Origin of the sequence: Tenacibaculum sp. 1B UA (assembly GCF_033978845.1) — a bacterium.
Lineage (GTDB): Bacteria > Bacteroidota > Bacteroidia > Flavobacteriales > Flavobacteriaceae > Polaribacter.
On record NZ_JAKVUA010000011.1, the window covers coordinates 74,262 to 96,899 of the forward strand.

A 22,638-nucleotide genomic window follows, 5' to 3' on the forward strand; every position below is an offset into this window, starting at 1 on the left:
TTGTTTGCAAATGTACAACAGGAAACTCTAGAAACAAAAAAAGTTTCCAGAGTTTTAATCTTTTTTTAACATTACGTTGTAGCTAAAATTTATGTTTACCTTATTTTTACAAAAATTTTCAGATTTGGACATATTATCATATCAATCAGACTTTATAGCTTTTTTAGAATCTCAGAAGTTCTCAAGAGAACCTAAAAACCTTTATGAACCAGTAGATTACATCTTAAGATTAGGAGGCAAGAGAATTCGCCCGATGTTAACCTTAATTGCTGCTGATGTTTTTTCAAACGATTATCAAAAGGCATTACCTGCTGCATTCGCTGTTGAAGTTTTTCATAACTTTACTTTAGTACACGATGATATAATGGATGATGCACCTTTAAGAAGAGGTAAGGAAACTGTACACGAAAAATGGAATATAAATACGGGTATTTTATCTGGTGATGCTATGCTTATTTTGGCCTATCAATATTTTGAAAATTATGAACCTGAAGTTTTTCGAAAGCTCGCACAATTGTTTAGCAAAACTGCTTTAGAGGTTTGTGATGGCCAACAGTTAGATGTTGACTTTGAAACTAGAAATGATGTAACCATTAATGAATACATTGAAATGATTACGTTAAAAACATCTGTTTTAGTTGCTGCTGCTTTAAAAATGGGGGCTATTGTTGCTAAAGCTGATGAAGAACAAGCGCAACATTTATATAATTACGGTTTAAACTTAGGAATTGCTTTTCAGTTACAAGATGACTACTTAGATACCTTTGGTGACCCAGAATCTTTTGGAAAGCAAGTTGGTGGAGATATTATTGAAAACAAGAAAACATTTCTTTATTTAAAGGCTTTAGAGGTAGCTAATGATGCTGACAAAGAAAGTTTACTAAATCTTTACAATGGAAAACAAAAAAATAACACTGAAAAAGTGACTACTGTTTCAGCTATTTTTAAGAAAAACAACATCCCGAAAGAAACCCACAAACTTATTGAGTACTACACAGATAAGTCTTTCGAAAGCTTAAATTACCTTACCATTTCTGGTAAGCATAAAGAAGGTTTACGTACTTTTGGCAAAAATTTAATGAGTAGAAAAGTGTAAAAAAATAGGTGTTTATTTAAAAAAGTTTTTATTTTTGCAATCCAAATTTAACTGGTCCTATAGCTCAGTTGGTTAGAGCACCTGACTCATAATCAGGGGGTCCATGGTTCGAGCCCATGTGGGACCACTTAACAAACTCGTAACACACTATAAATAGTACTGTTGCGAGTTTTTCATTTTTACTAGGGTGCTTCACAGTGTGCTTATAACTCAAAAACAAGCAATTAAACTCTACTTACTAAAATAAAGATACAAAATTTCAACCATATTTTTTTCTCTTGGCGCAGAAAAATAAAGCTATGATTAATAAACATAGGGGTATCGTAAAACAAAAATCTTATACACAGACAAGCGCTCTTGAAGGGTTATGACAGAAGGTCTTATTTATTTTTTTGACAACCCTTTTTTTAACTTTAATAATCTAAAAAGAATAATCTAGTATCCTACAAAAAGTGCATATGTACGCATTACCAATAATTTGAATAAAAAAAACTACTTTTTTTTAGAAAAAAAACATAATATATTTTCATATATTGACGTGCATCCAAACACAAAACCAAAAAATGCTGAATAGAGAACAAAAAATCACTTTTATTAAAATTAATGAAAATAAATCTTTAAATCTATCCAACCCTCCTGAAAAATTCCAAGTATTTAATTGGTTTTGTATTGACCGAGACTACCCTTTTAAAACTAGTTATATATTTGAGATTATTAGTGGTTGTACCCTTAGCACTTACTTGGAGTCACCCGAATACAGTAGAGCTGTTGTCCATAAGAATATAAACTTATTCTTTAACCTGTTTTATCGTGATGAATACAATAATTTCATCGAAGAATATATATCAAATTACAAAGAGGATTCAGATCTATTAAAGAAAAGTAGAATAAATGAATTAATTAAAAACTTAGAAAAATTCATTTTTTATCATTGGGAAACAAAAGTTTCAATTTACATCTTTAATAGAGAGTTAAAAATTAAAGGACTTAAAATAAAGGAAGAGTTTAATATAGATGACAAATACCTATACCCTAACTGCCATATATGGAGTCACTTAAAGGGCATTTATGATTTAATTTGGAACAACTATTCAGGATATATAGACAACAGTAGAATAAAATTTAATTATGCCTATTCTCATCAAGAAAAACCTGAAAAAAAATATAATCTGCCACAAGAAACATCTCCTAAATCTAAAAAAAACAATATTTCAAATCATAAAAGAGATGAGATATTGAGTTTTTTAATTGGAGATTCTATGAGTATTGAAAAATTTGAGAAATATGAAGAAAAATTAATAACAAGAAACTTCTTAAATGACTCAAGAGATACTTGGCTAACATCAGCTTCTGACTTTTTAAGGTTCTACAACTATTGCCATAAACAATCAATTTTTAAAAATTTTTTAGAAAAAGGAAGTAAAGGAGTTAAAAAATTAAGAATACTCTATAACTTTTTTACAGAAACAAAAGCCGATGCTTATGGAAAGAGACAACAAAAAGAAACAAAAACTAAGAAAGACCAATTCAACTTTTTAGACTAATTTAACTTTTTATTAACTCTATTTAATCCCTGTTAGTCCTTTAACAAAAGTTTATGATTCCCAACAACTCCCAGTAATAATATTGTCTAGCTTTTCTTATATAAAACCTCATTAGTCCGCCTATTTTTTTACTTCAATTAGAGCAGATACCTTGCACTCGAAAAGCAATAAGATGAGCTTATTGCTAGTAATTTAAACAGTAAAAAGTGGTAAAAAAAGAAAAAATTATCCAATGTCTTCAATTATCTATAGATGACTTGAAGACTATCATTAAAGAAGCAGTATTAACTGTATTACATGAACAAAGAGAACTATCATTAATCAACAATCCTAAAAGAGATTCTTCTGATTATTATCTCTCAAGGAAAGAAGCGGCTGAGTTTTTGAAAATTTCCGAAACTACATTGTGGAATCTCGACAAAACTCAAAAACTACCTGCAATACGTTTGAATGGAAAAGTATTGTATCTAAAAAGTGACTTACTAAACTTTCATAGGCAGGTCGCTTAATCTAACTTAAGAACAAAACCTATTATTTACTAATTAAAAAGACAAAGTGGTATCCTCATATCACCAGGACTCTCTTTGTCTTTTTTTAAAAATTTTGACAATGATTTATCGTAATTATTATATAACAATTAACAGCAATTTATTTAATGTTCTTGAATTAATAGTAGAGAAACATAATAAACATTTAGACAGAACAGATGAAAACAGAATTAGTATGGATATGGCAGTATTTTTCATACACTTTATTAATTACAAAAAAAGTCAGGTAAGAGAAAGTTCTCAGAATACCTTTGTAAGAATACCTTCTAAAACCCTTAATCTCTTTTTAAGGAAAGAACTAAAAAAATATAAAGATTTTTTAGTAAAACACGAGTTTATAAAAACTATACCTTATTGTAAAACAAACAACAGGGCTATTGGCTATAAGGTTTTACATTCAAGAGCTACTCAAAAAGTAACCGAAAATACTTATGACGTTTATGAATTTTTAAATAAAAAATATGAAACACACCTATTTAATGAAATAAACAAGATTGAAAATAAAAAGAAAAAAGCAGCTGAAAGGAATACAAAACACTTAACAAAATGGTTAAATGGAGATGAAATTCAAATAGACTGGAAAAAAGCTTTGCACTTCATCAATAGTGGCTCTTTTAGCGATGACAAAAAACTTCAATATTCATCAAGTGTAAATAAAATTCGGTTCGGACAATGGCATTACTCTAGAAGTAAAAATGACAATAGACTTCATAGTAACTTAACAAATATGAAAGAAGAGCTTAGAGCCTTTATAAAACATAAAGAAGATAAATTAGTGTCTTTAGATATTAAATCATCACAACCTTATTTATTAGGAGGCATATTAAACCTATTCAAGAATAAAGACTTATCTACACTTACTTTCATAAAGGAAGGGATACGTAGCAAAGAGGTAAGAGATAAGTTTCACTCTCTAATGAATTCTATTCTTTCTACACCTCTTGATAGCTATGGGATAGAGTTATACATCAAGTTAATTAGTCTAACTGATATTTATACTTATGTAAACGATAATTTAAGTTTAGAATTTAAAGAAAAAATAAAGTATGAAGCAAATGAAAATTTTTACTTCATTAAACCTAATTCCAAAAAACAATCAGGAAAACTAGTTGAAAAAAGAAAGTATTGTAAATCTTTAACCTTAGAATACATGTACTGTTCTCTCGAAAACTATTCTAAAGGGATAAAAGAATTAAAACGAATTTATCCAGAACCCATAAATAAATTTATACATGATTTCAAACATTGTAAAGAGTTAGAAATACCCAAAAAGAAAAGAAAAGCCATTGACAAGGAGAGAATAGAAAAAGCAAAAAAGTTGTTTCCTAAATTTCTTCAACAAGTAGAATCTTTTATCATTCTAGATATAATAACTAAAGAGCTTTCTAAAAAACATCCCAAAATGTTTATGGCTACAATTCATGACAGTATAATTGTTACAAAAAAACATGAAGTAGAGGTTAAAAACTACTTAAAAAACAGGTTGTTTGAAATATTTAACATACCGCCAAAAATAAAAAGTGAGGACTGGACACCCTCACTTTAATTTTTTAAATAATAACTTATATTTTCGATACGGATAAAAACCATAATATTTCTTCAATTTAAAGCTATAATCTACATCATTTTCTCATAAACCCTTTGATTATAAGCCTCCATATCACTAAAAATGACTTTTAACATTTGAGATTGTAGTTGGTAATCAGGAAAAGTCCAATTTAATTTATGCTCACCATAACTAATACTTTGTAATTCCCAAGTTACATTTATCTTATTAAAACTATGCATTATATAAAAATGCGTGACCGCAAACCTATCATTAATTAAAAATGTTATTGATGTTCGGGTTTTATTTAAAACTTGCACATTAGGAATTTCATAAAACTCACTCAAAAGCTCTTCATAAGCCCTATGAAAACCCCCATAGACCTCTAGTTTTTCTATTTGTTTATTTTTCTCTTTATTAAAACTAATAAAGTACCATATCACAACTCCTAAAATTATAATTATAACTGCCATTTTTTATTATTTAATATTATCAATAATTAGTTTATAACAAAAAGCCTATATAATAAATAAACTTATCCTTTTTAACTACAAATACAACACGCTAACCTTTATAGATTAATAATTAAATCTTACCTTTCTATTAGTTTATTAAAAATAAACTTCCCTGAGCTCTTTATTACAGACAAAGTTGTTTCGTTATCTAGTCCAAATTTTTGAGATATTGAAATATGTCGTTTAGCATAAAAATCTTCGGCACTAAAAATTGCATTAGTTAAGATTAAAGCTTTAATATTCATATCATCTATATCTACTGATTGATTACGATAAATATAAATAGCTCTATTCTCAATTTTCATTTTCATTTCTTTCTCTAATTTTTTTTCAGGAGGAATGGATAGGTTTATCTTATATCTTTTATAGATGAAATATAAAATAATTGGTATAAGGGTAGTAATTATTATTAAAAAGGTAATGATTAACATATCATTATTATTACTTGAATAATCTCTACCATAGGTATACTGTTTATATGATGACTTACTAGAATTTGTATAATAATTATTACTCGAAGTCGGTTTGTATTCTTGAAAAGAAACTTTTTTAGGTTCTGCGGCAGAGTTGAAAAAATCAGCTACATAAGCAGCAGTTTCTCTTTCTTTATCCCTTATTTCCAACAAAGTATTTACTTCATTTTCAGATGATTTAAATTTCTCATAACTATAATCATTAAGTACAGGATATTGCACTCTACCATTAACAATAGTTGGTTGCCCAATTGTCGGTAACTCCATTCCTTTTATAAGACTTCCTTCTGGTAAATCATTATTTTGTGAATAACAGAATAAAGGAAAACAAATTAACAATAATAGATACACCTCTTTAAACTTTATTGTTTCTTCCATTTACATTAATTCAAAATTGTTATCCTTAAAAAGTTTTTCTAACTCCTCTCTACTTTCACAGAAAAAAGATTTATTGTGTTCTGTTACTACAAAGAATGTATCTATTCCCATGTAAGTTGCTTTGATTTTATTTGTTTTCTCTTTTTCCATATCCGAATATTTTTTTGTTAAGTGAAAATCTTATTTATTTTCATTACGTATTAAATACTTAAATAAAAAGTAACCTAATATAACAACCCATGTCCAATGAATAAATAGACCACTTCCTCCTCTATGCGTTGAATTACATGAAGAAAAAAATAAGCTAATACAGAAAAAGAAAATTATTTTTTTCATAACATCAATTTTTTCATCCAAAACCTAATTGAATGGATATTAAAAACATGGAACTGAACTTTATAATGAGTTATTATATGTTACGTTTTTAATATTTGTAATTAATTTTAATTCTAAAAAGACATACTATACACAACTCCACAAGCTATTTTAAATTAGCTCTTTTTCTTACCAAGGAGTATTATTATCAGTAAAAATACAGCACCAAAAAAAACTAACCCTAAAAGACTTCCTCCCCCATCTTTTTTATATTCCATTGCATCTATGTATGAATCTACATGTGCACCACCTTGTAAAATAACATAAAGGTACTTCATAATATATTTATTGCTTTATATATATAGCTTGACTTAAATCCCCCAAAGGATCATTAACCCATTCAATTTTTGTACTTGATATTCGATTAAATTCATAAGTGGTAACTTGGCTTGCTAATGTAATTTCAATAAAGTAACTATCGTTATCCTTTTCCTCTATTACACTTGCGTTTGCTCCTGCTGTTTGAGTTTGCTTTAAAGCCTCTTTAAAGCATGTTTGTTGAGAGCTTAACACCACCAAACAAAAATCATTATTAGTGAATTTAAAACCTGTTTCTGACGTTCCTCCTTCAACAAGCCATGTTCCTTGTAACCAACTTGGAGGGCTTATACTTAAGCCTTTTGCAATGTCATCATTTGAAGAACAAGAAAGAACTAAAAATGAAGTAAAAAGTAATAATATCTTTTTCATATTTATTTTTTAATGTTTCACCCAATTCCAAAATGAATAATTATAAAAACATAAAGCATGGAATTGAACATATAACTTCTATACAACTAGACACTTTTAGTTATGCTTTATTTGATTCGAATTTAACTACATAAATAATGTTTGCTTTACGTATTCCCGTAATCTCTTCAAATATCTACAAAAAATTCAATTACCCCAAATATGGGGCATTATTTTTTTTTAGATAGGTTGAAATTTACCTTATGATTACTAAGGAGGAAGAGCAAGAAATATTAATTAAAATCGGTAAAAGGATTAGAAATTTAAGAGAAGAGAGAAACATCTCTCAGTTTAACCTTGCTTATGATGCTGACTTATCAAAAAACCAAATTGGAAGGGCTGAAAGAGGAGAAAATAAATTATCTATAATTGCCATAATTAAAATAGCTAAAGCTTTAGAAGTTGAAATAGACGAAATTCTTTTTAAACTATAATATTTTTTTTGAATTCCTTTTAAACAAAAAAAAGCACAAAATTAATTGCACTTTCCTTTAAGCTTACATTAAAAAAGTTAAACTCCTAAAACAATAGATGGCTCTATACTTAACTTTTTACTTATTTCTCTAGCTACTTTTAATGTAGGTTCACTTTTACCTGTTAAATATTCACTAACCCTAGAAGCACTAACCCCTAAAAGTTCAGAAAGACCTATTTGATTCAATCCTTTTTCTACCATTCTTAATTTTACCACCTCTGTAAGTGTAGGCTTAGAAATAGGATAATTTGCCTCTTCATAATCTGCAACTAAATCAGAAAGTATATTAAGTTCTACGTAACCTTTTGCGTTTTGATTCTCTATGTTATCAGAATCTTGTAAAAGCTCCTCTACACGCTCTAAAATAGCCTTGTATTCTGTCTCTGTACGTATCATAATTAAATGTTTTTTATATCTGAAATTTTATCATAATCGGCGTGAGTTCCTATAAAACGAATATACACCTTTTGCGCATTGAATGATATAATAGCTATTAACCTATAATCATTTCCCTTTATATTAAATACATATCTATTATTTCCAACATAATCAACACTATTAAAAGTTTGTTTTATTTCATTAAGATTTTTCCAATCTTTAGCACTCGTTGTATGATACCAAACATTTAAAGGTGTTTCCGCATCTGCATATTTTAAAATAAACTCTTGAATTCTTTTATAAGTAACTATACGCATTGTTCAAATATGTGTTTGCAAAGATAATACCAAATTTTGTTTTTCAAAATATAATTTTAAATTTCGTTATTAAAAAATCCGCTTTTCATTACAGCTAAAGCTTCTTGCTTTTTTTCTATTCTTACATACTTCAAAAACTCTCTTTCTGTTTTATGACCAGAAAAAAGCATAATATTCTGGATAGGCTTACCAGCTACATAATGATTTGTACAAAAGCTTCTTCTTGCTGTATGTGTTTTAACTAACTTATACATAGGTAATTCTTTATTTAACACTCCCCCTCCTTTTGTACAAGTTACTTTAACTAGTTGTTTAAAACCAACTTTACTACATGCTAACTTTATATTCTCTCTCAAAATTGGCTCACTCAATCTAGGAGGGAAACTTCCTTCATATCTATTCATAACTTTTTGTATAGGAGGTATTATAGGGAAATGAACAACTGTATTGGTTTTCTTTTGATGTATTTTAATAAATTTCTGACCATCTATTATTTCAATATTCTCATTTGTTAATCCGTTATAATCACTAACTCGTTGACCTGTATAACAACCAATTAAAAAAATATCTCTAGCTAATTCTATTTTAGGTCTTTTACTAAAGTCTTTTTCTGCTAAAACATCAATTTCTTTTTTTGTTAAGTATATATCAGTAGTAGTTTCTCTTAAAACTTTAAAGTTTCTACTTTTAAAAATTACATTTTTCGTTACTCCATTAGTTAAAGCATCATTAAGGAATACTTTCAGGTTTTTGATATGCTTTCCAACACTATTTAAACTATATCCTTCTTTCTCTAAAAAACCTACAAACATTCGATAAAAGGACAAATCAATATTATCAAATTTTAAAACGCTTCCATTCTCATTTTCAAATTTCTCAAGCATTTTTATAGTTTGACTACATGACCTAACTGTTGTTATTTTAACATGATTCTTTTTTTGTTCTAATAATTTTTTAGAATAATAGACCAGTTTTTTATTTTCATCTATTTCCTTTTCTTTGTCTTGTTCAACCCCATTTATCTTAATTCCTAGTAACTCAGATAATTCTTCAACATTTATAGAACCATATTCTTTCCTCATTCTTAATAACTCTTCCTCCGCATAGGCTTGTATATTATTAATAAACGCATTTACTTGGTAAGCATTAGACATCATTCCTTTGCCTGTTTTAACCCTTTGCTTTGTCTGATCCCAATATTTAAAAGAACATTTATAGCCTAAGCTTTTTTTAAACCTATTTCCTTTTGAGGAGAAGTATAGTACTATTAAACTTTCTTTTTTAGGGGTTAATTCTAAACTTTTTATAGAATCTTTTAAACTAAACCTAATTACTCCGTGTGTGTTTTTTAATGTTAAATTACTCATCTTAAATTACTTTTATTACAACTTTATGTTTAAAACAATGCGAATCATATACCAAACAAGGGTGTTTTGTAGGGTGCTTTTTGTTTGAATAATTCTGAATTATTTTAAAATTTATTTAATGACGTAGAGTATTATTCTTGCTGACACTACTGACAAACTAACAATTGTCATTAAATGTGTTTTAAAACGAGCTATTAACGAAGTACATGTGGGACCACTCTTAAATTCAAGCACTTACATATTATTTGTAGGTGCTTTTCTATTTACTTCTACAAAATTTTTCTTTTGAACCTCCTTTTTAATCAGTATCTTTGCAGCCTTATGATAAAAAAACTCAAAGACAAAAAGAATAAACGAATATTCAGTTTTAACTTTTTAGTTTTTAGAAATCAATCAGATAAATTCATTCCTCCTTCAAAATAATCATCTTTTTTTAAGCTAAAAAGAGGTTTCTCTTACCCTTTCACTTGAAAATGTGCTTTTACGAGTACGCTTTCTTCACATTTATTAAAATTAACAATGAATTTCACAAAAAAAAGCCTAGTTTTAGTTGCTTTTTCTTTTGTTACAGTTATGTTTTCACAAGAAAAGCCTGAGGTTAAAATTGGCGGAGCACTACGATTTAACTACAACCTATCTTCTTGGAAAGACGGTCAAAAAAAGCGTGGAGGCGATTTCGGCTTCGACGTCTTTAGAATTAACGCTAAAGCAAAATACAAAGGAATAAAGCTAAATGCTGAATATCGCTTTTACTCACAAAGTTTTGGAGGCGGTATGCTAAAACAAGGATGGTTAGGGTACGACTTTAACGAAAAAGACAATATTCAATTAGGATTAACACAAGTGCCTTTTGGTATTACTCAATACAATTCTCATAGTTGGTTTTTTGGTATTAATTATTATTTAGGACTAGAAGACGACCATGATATGGGAGTAAAATTTACCCATAAAGGAGAGAAATGGGAATATGCCTTGGCTTTTTTTAAAAATGCTGAAGAACTTAATTTCGGAAGCAACTCTAATGTTTCTAATAGCCGATACTCTTACGATGTTGCCTCTATAGACATTGATGGAGATGGAAACCTTGATTTAAGATATAAGGAAACAAACCAATTAAATGGTAAAGTAATTTATCATTTCGGAAGTAAAAACACACAGCACCAAATAGGGTTTTCTGCTCAATATGGAGGGCTTTATAATTTAGATACTGAAGATACTTCAAGTCACCATGCTTTTGCCTTACATTACCAATTAAACGTAAAAAACTTTGATTTAAAAGCACAAGTATCTACTTACAAGTACAATACTAAAAACACTACCTATAGCGATCTTATCGCTTTAACTGCCTATGGAGCTCCTTACCTTACCGCTACAGAAGCAACAACGTATACTTTAGGTGCTGCTTATACTTTTCCTGTAAAATGGAAACCTATCTCTAGCATACAAGTATATAATGATTTTGGTTACATGGATAAAGCAGCTGAAAACTTTGAAGACAGTTTAATGAATGTATTTGGTTTCTTAGTAACAGCTGGTAATGTGTATACTTATATAGATTTTGCCGCGGGAAAAGACCATCCTTGGTTAGGCCCAGTGTGGACAAATTCTTTAGCCAACGGAACACCTAATGCTGATTGGGACATGAGGTTTAACATAAATATCGGATACTATTTTTAATAGAATACATAGCACAAAACATTAACACATGAAGAAAGCAAAAAAAATAATTAGAAGTGACGAGCGAAAATCAATCTTTGGACTCGAAGTTAACGGACCTGTATTCTTCACTTCTTCAATAGTAATTATACTAAGTGTAGCTTTAACTTTACTATTTAAAGAAAGGGCACAAACATATTTTGATACAGCACAAAATTTCATAGCAAACAAAACTGGTTGGTTATTTATTTTAGCCGTAAACATTTTTGTTGCCTTTATGCTTTACTTAGCCTTTAGTAAATATGGAACTTTACGTATTGGAGGCGCAAAGGCGAAACCAGAATTCTCAACTACCTCATGGTTTTCAATGCTTTTTAGTGCTGGTATGGGAATTGGTTTACTTTTTTGGAGTATTGCTGAACCTGTTTATCATTTATCTTCACCTCCTATGGCTGACCCAAATACTGCCGCTGCTGCTAAAGAAGCTATGAACGTTACTTTTTTACACTGGGGGTTACATGCTTGGGGTATTTATGCCTTAGTAGGTTTATCGTTAGCGTATTTTACGTACTCTAGAGGACTTCCTTTAACAATTCGTTCTGTTTTTTATCCTTTTTTAGGAGATAGGATTTACGGTAGAATTGGTGATATTATAGATATTTTTGCTGTTTTGGCTACTGTTTTTGGATTAGCAACTTCTCTTGGACTGGGTGTTAAGCAAGTTGCTGCTGGTTTAGAACATGTTTTTGGTTTAGACTCAGGAATTTCACTACAAATATGGTTAATTGTCGGAATTACGTTAATTGCCACCATTTCTGTAGTTTCAGGAGTTGACAAAGGAGTAAAATTCTTAAGTGAAATGAATATGCGTATTGCTGTACTTCTATTGCTCGCTGTGGTAATTTTAGGGCCTACTATTTTCATCTTAAAGTCCTTTGTACAAAATACAGGTAGTTATGTAAATGATTTGGTAAGCCTTTCTACTTGGGCAGAAGCCTATTCTGGAACAGAATGGCAAAACTCATGGACTATTTTTTATTGGGGATGGTGGATTGCATGGTCTCCTTTTGTAGGTATGTTTATCGCCCGTGTTTCTAAAGGGAGAACTATTAGAGAGTTTATTCTTGGAGTATTAATTGTTCCTACATTAATCACCTTATTCTGGATTACTGCTTTTGGAGCAACTTCTTTACACGAAATTTTAGGAGGAGACCCTACTATTGCAGATGGTGTAAACGATAATGTTGCTACTGCCCTTTTTGTGTTTTTAGAAGATTTCCCGTTTTCAATGGCTTTAAATATTATTGCAATTATACTTATTGCTAGTTTCTTTGTTACTTCTTCAGATTCTGGTTCTTTGGTAGTTGATAGCTTAACTTCTGGTGGGAAAATCGACGCTCCTGTTGGGCAACGTATATTTTGGGCTCTTGCTGAAGGTGCTGTAGCTGCTGTATTACTATTAGGAGGTGGTTTAAAGGCACTTCAAACAGCATCTATTGCCACAGGGCTTCCTTTTACCTTACTTTTGTTATTAATGTGTTATTCTCTTTTTAAAGGATTAAAAGAAGATTACAAAGAGCATCTTAAACGCTTAAATCAAAAAGAGAAGGAAGAATACCAAGAAACTGTAAAAAGATTAATAGATTCGAAAAAACAAAAACCTTAAATTATGAAAATTAAAAATATACTAGTAGCCTTAGACCTTTCTGAACTAGATGTTACACTTATTAAATACTGTAGCATGCTTGCAAAAAATCATGAAACAGAAAATGTATATTTTATTCATAATGTAAAAAAGTATGAAATAAGTAATTTATTTTCTGAACAGTTAGAAAATATAAGCATTGAAGATATTATTGAAGAAGAGTTAGACAATAGCATTAGTAAACATTTTGATGCTGATTGTAATTATGAATTATTAGTTTCTGATGATGCTTATACAGAAAGCTTAATCAGCTATGTAGCCAATAAATACCATGCTAACCTTATCGTTTTAGGGAATAAAAACACCTACAAAGGATCTGGATCGGTTTCAGGAAAACTATTACGAATGGCAAAATGTAATATTCTTTCCATTCCTAAGGAAGCAAACTTAAATCCTGAAAATTTTATGGTCGCAACCGATTTTTCTTCAGCTTCTCTTAAAGCTTTTAACACTGCTTCATCTATTAACAAAAAGAAAGAATCTGTTTTGAAAATATTAAATGTTTTTAAAATACCTCAATTGTTTTTCCCATATATCAAAGTAGATAAGGCTCGTGAGAAAGTAGAAAAACATGTTGGGTTACAGTTTAAAAAGTTACTTAATAAAGTAAAAGCTTCAAATGTAGAAACTTTAAAGGCTTCAGCTGGTGATGACAGTATTCCTGAAAAAATAAGGGCTGTTGCAGAGAAAGAAAAAACTGATATTTTATTTGTAGCAGATAAAGGGCACAATAACTTTACTTCTCTTTTAGTAGGAAGTGTTACTGAAGAGTTATTTACTCATGATTTACATGTTCCTTTGTGGGTAGTAAAGCGCTACATTGCTTCATAAATAATTTATAAAAAACGGAGTTGAATATCAGCTCCGTTTTTTATCTCCTATTCATTGGTTTAATCTTTTTATTTCAATTTAAAAAGGAACAATTCCATAGGCTTCATTCAACAAAAACATACCTAATAAGAATAATAACAAGTAAGCTCCCTGTATAAATTTCATATTACTTTGTTTTAGTAATTTAATTGTTTGCTTAGGAAAAGTAAATAAAATAACACCCTTGATTAAAGCTAACCAACCAAACAGAGTCACCAACAGTTTACTATTTGCTTCCCATATATTATGAGCCAACACATTAAGTAACCCTATTATAATTGCAAAAAGCGAGAGAATAATTAAAAACCGCGCATCTTGCAAATTATCTACTATTTGTTTTATTCTTTTAGGATTAAAGCTTAACACAAAGAAGAAAATAATACAGTACCATCCCCAAAACTTTAGTAAAAAGGCTGATATATCCATAACTTATTAATTTACATTCTACTCAAAGATACGAACATAACACATTGACTATCATAATTATTATCATAAAAACCAAACAAACAATAACATTTTATGGTAGTTACTCCTGAAAAACACTACTTTTTTCTGGGTGTTTTTTCTCTTTATTTTTATTCATAAAGCATTAAATTTACTTACTTAAAAATTAATCTAACTATCTAATGAAAAACAACAAACCTTTCTTTATTTTAGTGTTTATTACTGCTTTTCTTTCTTCTTGCAGTATTCTTAAAACAGCCCCTTACGACCAATACTCATTTCAAAAAACTATTGAAATAAAAATAGATGCTAATCAGCTTATCGAAAAAGCTGAAAGCTCTTACCAAGAAAATATTACCGAAATTGAAAAATTACATAATGAAATTGCTAAAATTGTTGAATACGAAAAATACAAGCCCAACAATGAGATAACCTATAAAATGTGGTTATTATTAGCCGACCAAGACAAAAACTTACTTGCTGGTTTTTTGAAACGATGGAAAGAAAAAGGTAAGCTTTCTCCTTTTTTTATCACGGAAACTAAAGGGCAAATAACTGAGGCATTTAATCTGTTACTTGAATACGAAAGCAAAAAAGAACCTGCCACAAAAAACAAATTACTAGAACTTCTTTCAAACAATTAATACGCTATGGATTTCGAAAAAATATTACAAGAATTAAAAAAATCACTAATCTCTTTATTTAGTGATAAGTTTAGTGAGTTTTCACAAGAATCTAAAAAAGACATTGAACTATTCTTGAATGATTCAAAAGACAAACTAGAAAGATGGACGTCTTTATTAGCGCAAGGAAAACTTACCGCAGAAGATTTTGAATGGTTAGTAAAAAGCCAGAAGGATTTATTTCAAATGAAGGCTTTACAAGCTGCTGGTATTTCAAAAATAAGCTTAGGTCATTTTAAAAATAAAGTTCTTAATACTATCGTAAGTACAATAAAAACTTTAATTTTTTAAAACTAAAAAACGATGAATATTTACCCTTTCATCGTTTTTAATTTTTCTTGACGCTCCTCTACTAAAAAATGGGGATTTTCTTGAAACTTCTCCCAAAGAGATAATAATTCTTTAAAAATTAGCATTTCAGTAGCTCTGTCACCATATTGAATAATTAGATATGATAACAAATTATAACAAGCAGTATACTCTCCACATGCAATAACACTGTTTAACATACCATTTGCCTTATCTTTTTTCGTGAACCATAGAGTTGTACCAAACGATGCGCTTTTATTTGAATTTTTAATAATTGCTTCGCTTATGTCTCCTGTATATTTCTTTATTTCCTCCCAACCTCTCTCGTTCTCTGGTCGGGTTGTTTGATTTCCTGAAGCATCTTTACATCGTAGCTCATACACTGTAGATGTAATTATTTTATTAGGGAAAGTACTGTAAATAGCATTTGCATGTTGCCTTCTATCGTTCTTAAGAAAAACTACACTTGCCATACGAACTAAAGATTTTGCCCTATTAAGTATATAAAAACCAACTCTCCTTGGCGGTAAATATAACCTTTGATCTACACCTGTTTCATTTTGCATTAATTTAGATAATGAAAAAAACAGAAAGTGAATAAACACCAAAAAAGCTAATACTACAACACTTACTGTGTACCAAACCATCATCTTTTGTACTCCAAAAAACACGGTAACTATCAACATAAACAATAAGGTAAAAGCGCTGGACACATAGGACACATACTTACTAAACCAAGAATCAGAAGCAAATTTAAAACCCTCTCCTGGATATGGCGATGAAACATCACACAAAAAATATAAATCATGAAGTTCAGGTTTTCCTTCATATTGATTTTGCGCTTCAGACACAAAAACAGAAGCACCTTGATTATCTACAATACCTCCATCCATCAATCCTATTTCCTCTAAATCATTATGCTTCGGAGTAAAATCGTACGGAAAACCTATAGGCTCAAATCCTCCTGGAAATGCTGTAGAAGCAGCAATTACATCTCCTAATTTTATATCATAAATAACCCCTTTATATTTGCTATGCGCTTTTCCATTTCCAAATCTTTTTTGATTTCCTTTTATATTTTGAAATCTAAACTGATGCGTACTATCAAAATCTGTAGCATTAAAAATCACCCTTTCTAAATGTGTTTTTCCTTTGCTAATTGCATCTTGAACCTCTCCTAAAGTTGCATTATTTGTTAACTTATTATACTCTATAGCAAACGCGTTAATTGGGTTCTTTCGTTTATGCTTATTTTCTGGTTGATTCCAGATTAAAGGCGATCTTAAATGACTTAATGCATTATTGGTTAATTCATCTTTAGCCAACCATGTATAATACTCATTAAAGAAAGTTTGGAAATCTTTCTCTTCAAATTGAGATTGTGCATATTTAACCCCAGTAATTGTTCCTCCAGAAACGGTAGAAATTGCTTTTACATTTTCTAGTAAACCTACTTTTTCTAGTAAAGATAATGTTCCTAAAGAAAAACAAGCTGCTCTATATCCTCCTCCAGAAAAACATAAGGCAATAGACTTAAATAGCTCCATGGTTTTCGTGCAATTTTTATAATTTTATCTTACCCTCTTAAAGCATGTAGTCTAGCCACGTATTTTCCAATTACATCAAACTCTAAATTCACTTTGGTACCTATTTTAAAGTTTTTAAAGGTTGTATGCTCGTAAGTGTATGGAATAATAGCCACACTAAACTCATCCTTTTTAGAGTTTACCACCGTTAAGCTTACACCGTTTATAGTAATTGAACCTTTTTCAATAGTGATATTTGTTCCATCAAAATCATATGAAAAAGTAAAAACTGTACTCCCTTCGGCATCTTCTATATTTTTACAAACTCCCGTTCCATCTACATGCCCTTGTACTATGTGCCCATCTAATCGAGCCCCTAACTTCATTGCTCTTTCAAGGTTTATCTCATCTCCTACCTTTAAATCACCTATATTCGTTTTATCTAGTGTTTCTTTTATAGCTGTAACTGTATACTCATCCTTATCAATTGCCACAACTGTTAAGCAAACACCATTGTGTGCTACGCTCTGATCTATTTTTAATTCATTGGTTATTGTACTTCTTATTGTAAGGTGTAAATTCTCTTTTTCACGCTCAATCCCTTTTACAATTCCAAGAGTTTCTATTATTCCGGTAAACATTCTATAAAAATTTAGTTACTTTTGTTAGCATCAAAAATACAACTTTACCTACGAAAGTAAACTATGGATAAAGCAAACAAAATTATTGTCGGAATTTCGGTTGGGGACATCAATGGAATTGGTATCGAAATTATTTTAAAAACATTTGAAGACAAACGAATGCTTGATTTTTGCACTCCAGTTTTATTTGCTTCAAACAAATTGATTTCATATCATAAAAAGACGTTAAGACTTAATACCAGTATTCATGGAATTACTTCTTTAGATAAACTTGTGCATGGTAAAGTTAATTTATTAAACAGTTGGAAAGAAGAGGTTAAGGTAGACTTAGGTAAAACTACTGAAGAAGGTGGTAAATTTGCCTTGAAATCATTACAAGCAGCTGTTGGGGCTTTAAAAAAGAATCAAATAGATCTTATTGTTACAGCTCCTATTAACAAAGAAAATATTCAATCTGAAGAATTTAAGTTCCCTGGGCATACAGAATACCTAGAAGAAAACTTTGATGGAAGAAGTTTAATGATTTTAATGACAAATGAATTACGTATTGGTTTAATAACTGGTCATATTCCTGTTTCAAAAGTAGCTGAAACGATTACACCTGAGCTTATAAAATCTAAAATTGAAATCATGTACAACTCTTTAAAACAAGATTTTAACATTAGCAAACCTAAAATAGCTGTACTAGGGCTAAATCCACATTGTGGCGACAATGGAATTATTGGTACTGAAGATGACGAAATTATTCGCCCTACTATCACTGAAATTAAAGAGACTGGTAAATTAGTTTTTGGTCCGTATGCAGCCGATGGTTTCTTTGGTTCTAAAACCTATGAACAATTTGACGGAGTTTTAGCCATGTATCATGACCAAGGATTAGCTCCTTTTAAAGCGCTATCGTTTGGAAATGGTGTAAACTTCACCGCTGGATTGAGTAAAGTAAGAACCTCTCCAGACCATGGAACTGGATTTGATATTGCAGGTAAAAACAAAGCCAACCCTACATCTTTTAAAGAAGCCTTATTTACCTCACTACAAATATTTAAAAACAGAAAAGAGTATCAAGAACTTACAAAAAACGCATTAAAAGCAAAATAGTTCATTTTTTTTACTCAAAATATAAAAGTAAAAACATTTTTTATATCTTTGCACGCTCAAATTGATAGTTGTAGATGAAAGACTTAAAAGAATTCAACATACCTTTTGTAGGTTTAAAAGAAGGAAGTCATTTGTTTGAATATCAAATTGGCAAAACGTTCTTTGAAGCATTTCAGTTTGACGAGTTTAACAGCGCCAACGTAAAAGCGGATATTACATTTACTAAAAAAAGCACTTTAATAGAGCTTGCTTTTAATATAAGCGGAACAGTTAACGTTCCTTGTGATATTACTAATGAGTTATTTGACTTACCCATTAATGGTAATTTAGATTTGGTTGTTAAGTTTGGACATGAATTTAATGATGAACACGATGAAATTTTGATTCTTCCACATGAAGCTTATCAAGTAAATGTAGCTCAATACATTTATGAATTAATCGTATTATCAACACCGAGCAAAAGAGTACATCCAAATGTTGCTGATGGCACTATGCAATCGGATGCTTTAAGGAAATTAGAAGAATTAAGAATAAACGAAGAAAAAACTGTTGAGGAAGAATCAACAGATCCTAGATGGGATAAATTAAAGGATTTACTAACAGATAAATAAGACATAAAATGGCACATCCAAAGAGAAAAATATCTAAAACTAGAAGAGATAAAAGAAGAACTCATTATAAAGCTTCTGTACCTCAAATAGCTGTTGATCCTACAACTGGAGAAGCTCATTTATACCACAGAGCTCACTGGCATGAAGGAAAACTTTATTACAGAGGTCAAGTAGTATTAGAAAGTGCTGCTGCTGAGGCTTAAAAACTAGTTTAAAAAATTAAAAAACCCTCTACTTTGAGGGTTTTTTTATGTTTTTACATCAAAAGATGCTCTTTTTGGTGTTTTTTTCTATAAAAAAGTGAAATAATTTTCATTACTTTGAAAACTCGTTTTACTACAAAACAAACAACTATGACTAAAATAACTGCAGCTATAACAGCGGTAGGGAAATATATTCCAGAACATGCTCTTACCAATAAGGAGCTAGAAACGATGGTAGACACAAACGATGAGTGGATTACTACCAGAACAGGAATCAAAGAAAGAAGGATTTTAAAAGGTGAAGGCCTTGGGACTTCCTTTATGGCTATAAAAGCAGCAGAAGATTTACTTCAAAAATCAAATACAAAACCTGAAGATATAGACATGGTTATTGTAGCAACTGCTACTCCAGATATGCCTGTAGCTTCTACAGCAGCTTACACCGCTTCTAAAATAGGAGCTGTAAATGCTTTTTCTTATGACTTACAAGCTGCTTGCTCAAGTTTTTTATATGGTATGTCAACGGCTTCAAGTTATATTGAAAGTGGTCGATATAAAAAGGTATTACTAATTGGTGCTGATAAAATGTCATCAATTATAGATTATAGTGATAGAGCTACCTGTATCATCTTTGGAGATGGAGCAGGTGCTGTTTTATTTGAACCCAACAACGACGGTTTAGGGTTGCAAGATGAATATTTAAGAAGCGACGGAATTGGTCGTGATTTCTTAAAAATTGATGCAGGCGGGTCAATCTTACCAGCATCAGAAGAAACTATTAAAAACAAGCAACACTTTGTTCATCAAGAAGGTAGAACAGTATTTAAATTTGCCGTTTCTAACATGGCAGATGTTTCTGAAAAAATGTTGACCAGAAACAATTTAACAAAAGATGACATTCAGTGGTTAGTTCCACACCAAGCTAATAAAAGAATCATTGAAGCTACAGCAAATAGAGTTGGCTTAGAAGATGATAAAGTAATGATGAATATTCATAAGTACGGAAATACTACTTCTGCTACTTTACCGTTGTTACTTGCTGATTATGAAAAAGAGTTGAAAAAAGGAGATAATTTAATTTTTGCTGCATTTGGTGGAGGTTTCACATGGGGAGCTATCTACTTAAAATGGGCATATAACTCATAACTAAACAACTAAAATTTAGGAAAATGGACATTAAAGAAATTCAAAGTCTTATAAAGTTTGTAGCTAAGTCAGGTGCAAGTGAAGTAAAGCTAGAAATGGAAGATATTAAAATCACCATTAAAACTGGAAGCGAAACTCCTGAAACTACTATTATACAAGCTCCTGCTCCTGTAGCGGCAGCTCCACAAATGGTAGCGGCAGCCCCTGCACAACCAGCTACTCCTGCTTCAATCCCAGTAGCAGCCGAAACTACAGACGACTCAAAATATGTAACTATAAAATCACCTATCATTGGTACTTTTTACAGAAAGCCTTCTCCAGACAAACCTAATTTTGCTGAAGTGGGAACTGAAGTAAAAGTTGGTGATACTGTTTGTATCATTGAAGCAATGAAGTTATTTAACGAAATTGAATCAGAAGTATCTGGTAAAGTCGTTAAAGTGTTAGTGGACGATTCTTCTCCTGTAGAATTTGATCAACCATTATTTTTAGTAGACCCATCATAATTTTTGGTTTAGAAGTTTTAAGTTTAAAGGTTTAGTACATCACTAAACTTTTAAATAACTAAACCCAATAAACTCATAAACTAAAAGACATGTTTAAAAAGATATTAATTGCCAATAGAGGCGAAATCGCGCTACGTGTAATTAGAACCTGTAAAGAGATGGGGATTAAAACAGTAGCTGTTTACTCTAAAGCAGATGCTGAAAGCTTACACGTAAGATTTGCTGATGAAGCTGTTTGTATTGGACCTGCACCAAGTAGCGAGTCTTATTTAAAAATGGATCGCATCATTGCTGCAGCGGAGATTACAAACGCTGATGGAATTCACCCAGGATATGGTTTCTTAGCTGAAAATGCTAAGTTTTCAAAATTGTGTGAAGAGCACGAAATTAAATTTATCGGAGCTTCTCCTGAGATGATTGACCGTATGGGAGACAAAGCAAACGCTAAAGCTACCATGAAAGCTGCTGGAGTACCATGTGTACCAGGTAGTGACGGTGTAATCACTACTTTTGAAGAATGTGAAAAAGTCGCTGTAGAAACTGGGTATCCTGTAATGCTAAAAGCCTCTGCCGGTGGTGGTGGTAAAGGTATGCGTGCTGTTTGGAAAGCCGAAGATTTAAAAGATGCTTGGGATTCTGCTAGACAAGAATCAAAAGCTGCTTTTGGAAATGACGATATGTATATGGAGAAGTTAATTGAAGAGCCTCGCCATATCGAAATTCAAGTAGTAGGCGATGCTTATGGTAAAGCTTGTCACTTATCTGAAAGAGATTGTTCGGTACAACGTCGTCATCAAAAATTAACTGAGGAAACTCCTTCTCCTTTCATGACGGAAGAATTACGTGATGATATGGGAGCTGCTGCTGTTAAAGCTGCTGAATACATTAAGTATGAAGGTGCTGGAACGGTTGAATTCTTAGTAGACAAACACCGTAATTTCTACTTTATGGAAATGAATACACGTATTCAAGTAGAACATCCAATTACTGAAGAAGTAGTTGATTACGATTTAATTAGAGAGCAAATCTTAGTTGCTGCTGGTGTACCAATTTCTGGTAAAAACTACAAGCCACAATTACACTCTATTGAATGTAGAATTAATGCAGAAGATCCGTATAACGGGTTTAGACCTGCTCCAGGAAAAATTACTTCATATCATGCCCCAGGTGGTCATGGTGTTCGTATAGACACTCACGTGTACGCTGGATATATGATTCCACCAAACTACGATTCAATGATTTCTAAATTAATTGTTACTGCACAAACTCGTGAAGAAGCAATCAACAAAATGAAACGAGCATTAGATGAGTATGTTATTGAAGGTGTAAAAACAACGATTCCTTTCCACAGACAGTTAATGGATCATCCAGATTATGTAGCGGGTAATTATACCACTAAATTTATGGAGGATTTTGAAATGGAAGCATAACATATTTTAATATAGAATAAAAAATCAGTGAGTAACTTCACTGATTTTTTTATTTCATAAATTCGCATA

General features: G+C 30.7%; 27 protein-coding genes and 1 tRNA gene. 17 read left to right on the forward strand and 11 right to left on the reverse strand.

Going from position 1 to position 22,638, the window contains the following annotated elements; translation table 11 throughout:
* Positions 1-124: 124 nt before the first annotated feature.
* From MK851_RS09950 to MK851_RS09970, 5 genes are all read left to right on the forward strand, one after another.
* A complete protein-coding gene (locus tag MK851_RS09950) occupies positions 125-1,096 on the forward strand; it encodes a polyprenyl synthetase family protein (protein ID WP_320243577.1) in 972 nt (323 codons plus the stop codon).
* 53 nt (positions 1,097-1,149) lie between these two features.
* A tRNA-Ile gene (locus tag MK851_RS09955) sits at positions 1,150-1,223 on the forward strand.
* 436 nt (positions 1,224-1,659) lie between these two features.
* Complete coding sequence (locus MK851_RS09960) at positions 1,660-2,640, forward strand: hypothetical protein (protein WP_320243579.1); 981 nt, start codon at positions 1,660-1,662, stop codon at positions 2,638-2,640.
* A 257-nt stretch (positions 2,641-2,897) separates the two neighbouring features.
* Entirely contained in the window at positions 2,898-3,149 is a 252-nt protein-coding gene (locus MK851_RS09965; protein WP_320243581.1) for a helix-turn-helix domain-containing protein, read from the forward strand.
* 100 nt (positions 3,150-3,249) lie between these two features.
* Positions 3,250-4,734, forward strand: coding sequence for a hypothetical protein (locus tag MK851_RS09970; RefSeq protein ID WP_320243583.1), 1,485 nt, complete (start codon positions 3,250-3,252; stop codon positions 4,732-4,734).
* 71 nt (positions 4,735-4,805) lie between these two features.
* Here the strand turns inward: MK851_RS09970 and MK851_RS09975 are convergent, their stop codons facing one another.
* From MK851_RS09975 to MK851_RS09995, 5 genes are all read right to left on the reverse strand, one after another.
* A complete protein-coding gene (locus MK851_RS09975; protein ID WP_320243585.1) occupies positions 4,806-5,207 on the reverse strand; it encodes a hypothetical protein in 402 nt (133 codons plus the stop codon).
* A gap of 119 nt (positions 5,208-5,326) precedes the next feature.
* On the reverse strand, positions 5,327-6,100 hold the full coding sequence (locus MK851_RS09980; RefSeq protein ID WP_320243587.1) for a hypothetical protein: 774 nt from the start codon (positions 6,098-6,100) through the stop codon (positions 5,327-5,329).
* Positions 6,101-6,250, reverse strand: a complete 150-nt coding sequence (locus MK851_RS09985) for a hypothetical protein (RefSeq protein WP_320243589.1) — start codon at positions 6,248-6,250, stop codon at positions 6,101-6,103. It lies immediately after the preceding gene.
* A gap of 341 nt (positions 6,251-6,591) precedes the next feature.
* Positions 6,592-6,753 (reverse strand): hypothetical protein, encoded by a 162-nt coding sequence (locus MK851_RS09990; protein ID WP_320243590.1) that lies wholly within the window; start codon positions 6,751-6,753, stop codon positions 6,592-6,594.
* Between the two features lie 7 nt (positions 6,754-6,760).
* Positions 6,761-7,165 (reverse strand): hypothetical protein, encoded by a 405-nt coding sequence (locus tag MK851_RS09995; RefSeq protein ID WP_320243592.1) that lies wholly within the window; start codon positions 7,163-7,165, stop codon positions 6,761-6,763.
* Between the two features lie 242 nt (positions 7,166-7,407).
* On the opposite strand from MK851_RS09995, the gene MK851_RS10000 reads away from it, so the two are divergent.
* Entirely contained in the window at positions 7,408-7,638 is a 231-nt protein-coding gene (locus MK851_RS10000; protein ID WP_320243595.1) for a helix-turn-helix transcriptional regulator, read from the forward strand.
* A gap of 77 nt (positions 7,639-7,715) precedes the next feature.
* Here MK851_RS10000 and MK851_RS10005 read toward each other — a convergent pair whose 3' ends face one another.
* Genes MK851_RS10005 through MK851_RS10015 form a run of 3 tightly spaced genes read right to left on the reverse strand, consistent with a single transcriptional unit; the run spans position 7,716 to position 9,741 of the window.
* Entirely contained in the window at positions 7,716-8,075 is a 360-nt protein-coding gene (locus MK851_RS10005; RefSeq protein ID WP_320243597.1) for a helix-turn-helix domain-containing protein, read from the reverse strand.
* A 2-nt stretch (positions 8,076-8,077) separates the two neighbouring features.
* Positions 8,078-8,374, reverse strand: coding sequence for a type II toxin-antitoxin system HigB family toxin (locus MK851_RS10010; protein ID WP_320243599.1), 297 nt, complete (start codon positions 8,372-8,374; stop codon positions 8,078-8,080).
* Positions 8,375-8,430: 56 nt separating this feature from the next.
* Positions 8,431-9,741: a tyrosine-type recombinase/integrase gene (locus tag MK851_RS10015; protein WP_320243601.1), complete on the reverse strand. Its 1,311-nt coding sequence runs from the start codon at positions 9,739-9,741 to the stop codon at positions 8,431-8,433.
* Between the two features lie 519 nt (positions 9,742-10,260).
* Between MK851_RS10015 and MK851_RS10020 the strand changes: the two genes are divergently transcribed.
* The 3 genes from MK851_RS10020 to MK851_RS10030 are packed head-to-tail and all read left to right on the forward strand — an operon-like array spanning position 10,261 to position 13,933.
* On the forward strand, positions 10,261-11,418 hold the full coding sequence (locus MK851_RS10020; protein WP_320243603.1) for a hypothetical protein: 1,158 nt from the start codon (positions 10,261-10,263) through the stop codon (positions 11,416-11,418).
* Positions 11,419-11,446: 28 nt separating this feature from the next.
* Positions 11,447-13,063 carry a BCCT family transporter gene (locus MK851_RS10025; RefSeq protein WP_303507938.1) on the forward strand — a complete coding sequence of 539 codons (1,617 nt, stop codon included), beginning with the start codon at positions 11,447-11,449 and terminating at the stop codon, positions 13,061-13,063.
* Positions 13,064-13,066: 3 nt separating this feature from the next.
* Positions 13,067-13,933 carry a universal stress protein gene (locus MK851_RS10030; protein WP_320243606.1) on the forward strand — a complete coding sequence of 289 codons (867 nt, stop codon included), beginning with the start codon at positions 13,067-13,069 and terminating at the stop codon, positions 13,931-13,933.
* Positions 13,934-14,011: 78 nt separating this feature from the next.
* On the opposite strand, the gene MK851_RS10035 is transcribed toward MK851_RS10030, so the two are convergent.
* A complete protein-coding gene (locus tag MK851_RS10035; protein ID WP_320243607.1) occupies positions 14,012-14,398 on the reverse strand; it encodes a hypothetical protein in 387 nt (128 codons plus the stop codon).
* A 200-nt stretch (positions 14,399-14,598) separates the two neighbouring features.
* Here MK851_RS10035 and MK851_RS10040 point away from each other — a divergent pair, with 200 nt between their 5' ends.
* Positions 14,599-15,060: a hypothetical protein gene (locus MK851_RS10040; protein ID WP_320243609.1), complete on the forward strand. Its 462-nt coding sequence runs from the start codon at positions 14,599-14,601 to the stop codon at positions 15,058-15,060.
* A gap of 6 nt (positions 15,061-15,066) precedes the next feature.
* On the forward strand, positions 15,067-15,390 hold the full coding sequence (locus tag MK851_RS10045; protein ID WP_303507942.1) for a hypothetical protein: 324 nt from the start codon (positions 15,067-15,069) through the stop codon (positions 15,388-15,390).
* 20 nt (positions 15,391-15,410) lie between these two features.
* Here MK851_RS10045 and MK851_RS10050 read toward each other — a convergent pair whose 3' ends face one another.
* Entirely contained in the window at positions 15,411-16,955 is a 1,545-nt protein-coding gene (locus MK851_RS10050; protein ID WP_320243611.1) for a patatin-like phospholipase family protein, read from the reverse strand.
* A 29-nt stretch (positions 16,956-16,984) separates the two neighbouring features.
* Positions 16,985-17,575 (reverse strand): riboflavin synthase, encoded by a 591-nt coding sequence (locus MK851_RS10055; RefSeq protein ID WP_303507944.1) that lies wholly within the window; start codon positions 17,573-17,575, stop codon positions 16,985-16,987.
* Between the two features lie 63 nt (positions 17,576-17,638).
* Between MK851_RS10055 and pdxA the strand changes: the two genes are divergently transcribed.
* The 6 genes from pdxA to accC all read left to right on the forward strand — a co-directional run bounded on the left by pdxA (position 17,639) and on the right by accC (position 22,569).
* On the forward strand, positions 17,639-18,673 hold the full coding sequence (gene pdxA / locus MK851_RS10060) for a 4-hydroxythreonine-4-phosphate dehydrogenase PdxA (protein ID WP_320243614.1): 1,035 nt from the start codon (positions 17,639-17,641) through the stop codon (positions 18,671-18,673).
* 74 nt (positions 18,674-18,747) lie between these two features.
* Complete coding sequence (locus MK851_RS10065) at positions 18,748-19,284, forward strand: YceD family protein (protein ID WP_303507946.1); 537 nt, start codon at positions 18,748-18,750, stop codon at positions 19,282-19,284.
* A gap of 8 nt (positions 19,285-19,292) precedes the next feature.
* Positions 19,293-19,487, forward strand: a complete 195-nt coding sequence (rpmF, locus tag MK851_RS10070) for a 50S ribosomal protein L32 (protein WP_047789948.1) — start codon at positions 19,293-19,295, stop codon at positions 19,485-19,487.
* A 150-nt stretch (positions 19,488-19,637) separates the two neighbouring features.
* Positions 19,638-20,633, forward strand: a complete 996-nt coding sequence (locus MK851_RS10075; protein WP_303507947.1) for a beta-ketoacyl-ACP synthase III — start codon at positions 19,638-19,640, stop codon at positions 20,631-20,633.
* Positions 20,634-20,656: 23 nt separating this feature from the next.
* Positions 20,657-21,139 carry an acetyl-CoA carboxylase biotin carboxyl carrier protein gene (gene accB / locus MK851_RS10080; protein ID WP_303507948.1) on the forward strand — a complete coding sequence of 161 codons (483 nt, stop codon included), beginning with the start codon at positions 20,657-20,659 and terminating at the stop codon, positions 21,137-21,139.
* Between the two features lie 89 nt (positions 21,140-21,228).
* Positions 21,229-22,569 (forward strand): acetyl-CoA carboxylase biotin carboxylase subunit, encoded by a 1,341-nt coding sequence (gene accC, locus MK851_RS10085; RefSeq protein ID WP_303507949.1) that lies wholly within the window; start codon positions 21,229-21,231, stop codon positions 22,567-22,569.
* Positions 22,570-22,638: the final 69 nt, after the last annotated feature.

What these genes read in the sequence shown, in the direction of transcription:
- MK851_RS09970 (WP_320243583.1), top strand. Translation starts at nt 3,250, where the DNA reads ATGATTTATCGTAATTATTATATAACAATTAACAGCAATTTATTTAAT.
- MK851_RS09985 (WP_320243589.1), bottom strand. Translation starts at nt 6,250, where the DNA reads ATGGAAAAAGAGAAAACAAATAAAATCAAAGCAACTTACATGGGAATA.
- MK851_RS10040 (WP_320243609.1), top strand. Translation starts at nt 14,599, where the DNA reads ATGAAAAACAACAAACCTTTCTTTATTTTAGTGTTTATTACTGCTTTT.
- MK851_RS09990 (WP_320243590.1), bottom strand. Translation starts at nt 6,753, where the DNA reads ATGAAGTACCTTTATGTTATTTTACAAGGTGGTGCACATGTAGATTCA.
- MK851_RS10065 (WP_303507946.1), top strand. Translation starts at nt 18,748, where the DNA reads ATGAAAGACTTAAAAGAATTCAACATACCTTTTGTAGGTTTAAAAGAA.
- rpmF (WP_047789948.1), top strand. Translation starts at nt 19,293, where the DNA reads ATGGCACATCCAAAGAGAAAAATATCTAAAACTAGAAGAGATAAAAGA.
- pdxA (WP_320243614.1), top strand. Translation starts at nt 17,639, where the DNA reads ATGGATAAAGCAAACAAAATTATTGTCGGAATTTCGGTTGGGGACATC.
- accC (WP_303507949.1), top strand. Translation starts at nt 21,229, where the DNA reads ATGTTTAAAAAGATATTAATTGCCAATAGAGGCGAAATCGCGCTACGT.
- MK851_RS10050 (WP_320243611.1), bottom strand. Translation starts at nt 16,955, where the DNA reads ATGGAGCTATTTAAGTCTATTGCCTTATGTTTTTCTGGAGGAGGATAT.
- MK851_RS09960 (WP_320243579.1), top strand. Translation starts at nt 1,660, where the DNA reads ATGCTGAATAGAGAACAAAAAATCACTTTTATTAAAATTAATGAAAAT.
- MK851_RS10045 (WP_303507942.1), top strand. Translation starts at nt 15,067, where the DNA reads ATGGATTTCGAAAAAATATTACAAGAATTAAAAAAATCACTAATCTCT.
- MK851_RS10055 (WP_303507944.1), bottom strand. Translation starts at nt 17,575, where the DNA reads ATGTTTACCGGAATAATAGAAACTCTTGGAATTGTAAAAGGGATTGAG.
- MK851_RS10015 (WP_320243601.1), bottom strand. Translation starts at nt 9,741, where the DNA reads ATGAGTAATTTAACATTAAAAAACACACACGGAGTAATTAGGTTTAGT.
- MK851_RS10075 (WP_303507947.1), top strand. Translation starts at nt 19,638, where the DNA reads ATGACTAAAATAACTGCAGCTATAACAGCGGTAGGGAAATATATTCCA.
- MK851_RS10035 (WP_320243607.1), bottom strand. Translation starts at nt 14,398, where the DNA reads ATGGATATATCAGCCTTTTTACTAAAGTTTTGGGGATGGTACTGTATT.
- MK851_RS10010 (WP_320243599.1), bottom strand. Translation starts at nt 8,374, where the DNA reads ATGCGTATAGTTACTTATAAAAGAATTCAAGAGTTTATTTTAAAATAT.
- MK851_RS10030 (WP_320243606.1), top strand. Translation starts at nt 13,067, where the DNA reads ATGAAAATTAAAAATATACTAGTAGCCTTAGACCTTTCTGAACTAGAT.
- MK851_RS09980 (WP_320243587.1), bottom strand. Translation starts at nt 6,100, where the DNA reads ATGGAAGAAACAATAAAGTTTAAAGAGGTGTATCTATTATTGTTAATT.
- MK851_RS10025 (WP_303507938.1), top strand. Translation starts at nt 11,447, where the DNA reads ATGAAGAAAGCAAAAAAAATAATTAGAAGTGACGAGCGAAAATCAATC.
- MK851_RS10020 (WP_320243603.1), top strand. Translation starts at nt 10,261, where the DNA reads ATGAATTTCACAAAAAAAAGCCTAGTTTTAGTTGCTTTTTCTTTTGTT.
- MK851_RS09975 (WP_320243585.1), bottom strand. Translation starts at nt 5,207, where the DNA reads ATGGCAGTTATAATTATAATTTTAGGAGTTGTGATATGGTACTTTATT.
- accB (WP_303507948.1), top strand. Translation starts at nt 20,657, where the DNA reads ATGGACATTAAAGAAATTCAAAGTCTTATAAAGTTTGTAGCTAAGTCA.
- MK851_RS10005 (WP_320243597.1), bottom strand. Translation starts at nt 8,075, where the DNA reads ATGATACGTACAGAGACAGAATACAAGGCTATTTTAGAGCGTGTAGAG.
- MK851_RS09995 (WP_320243592.1), bottom strand. Translation starts at nt 7,165, where the DNA reads ATGAAAAAGATATTATTACTTTTTACTTCATTTTTAGTTCTTTCTTGT.
- MK851_RS10000 (WP_320243595.1), top strand. Translation starts at nt 7,408, where the DNA reads ATGATTACTAAGGAGGAAGAGCAAGAAATATTAATTAAAATCGGTAAA.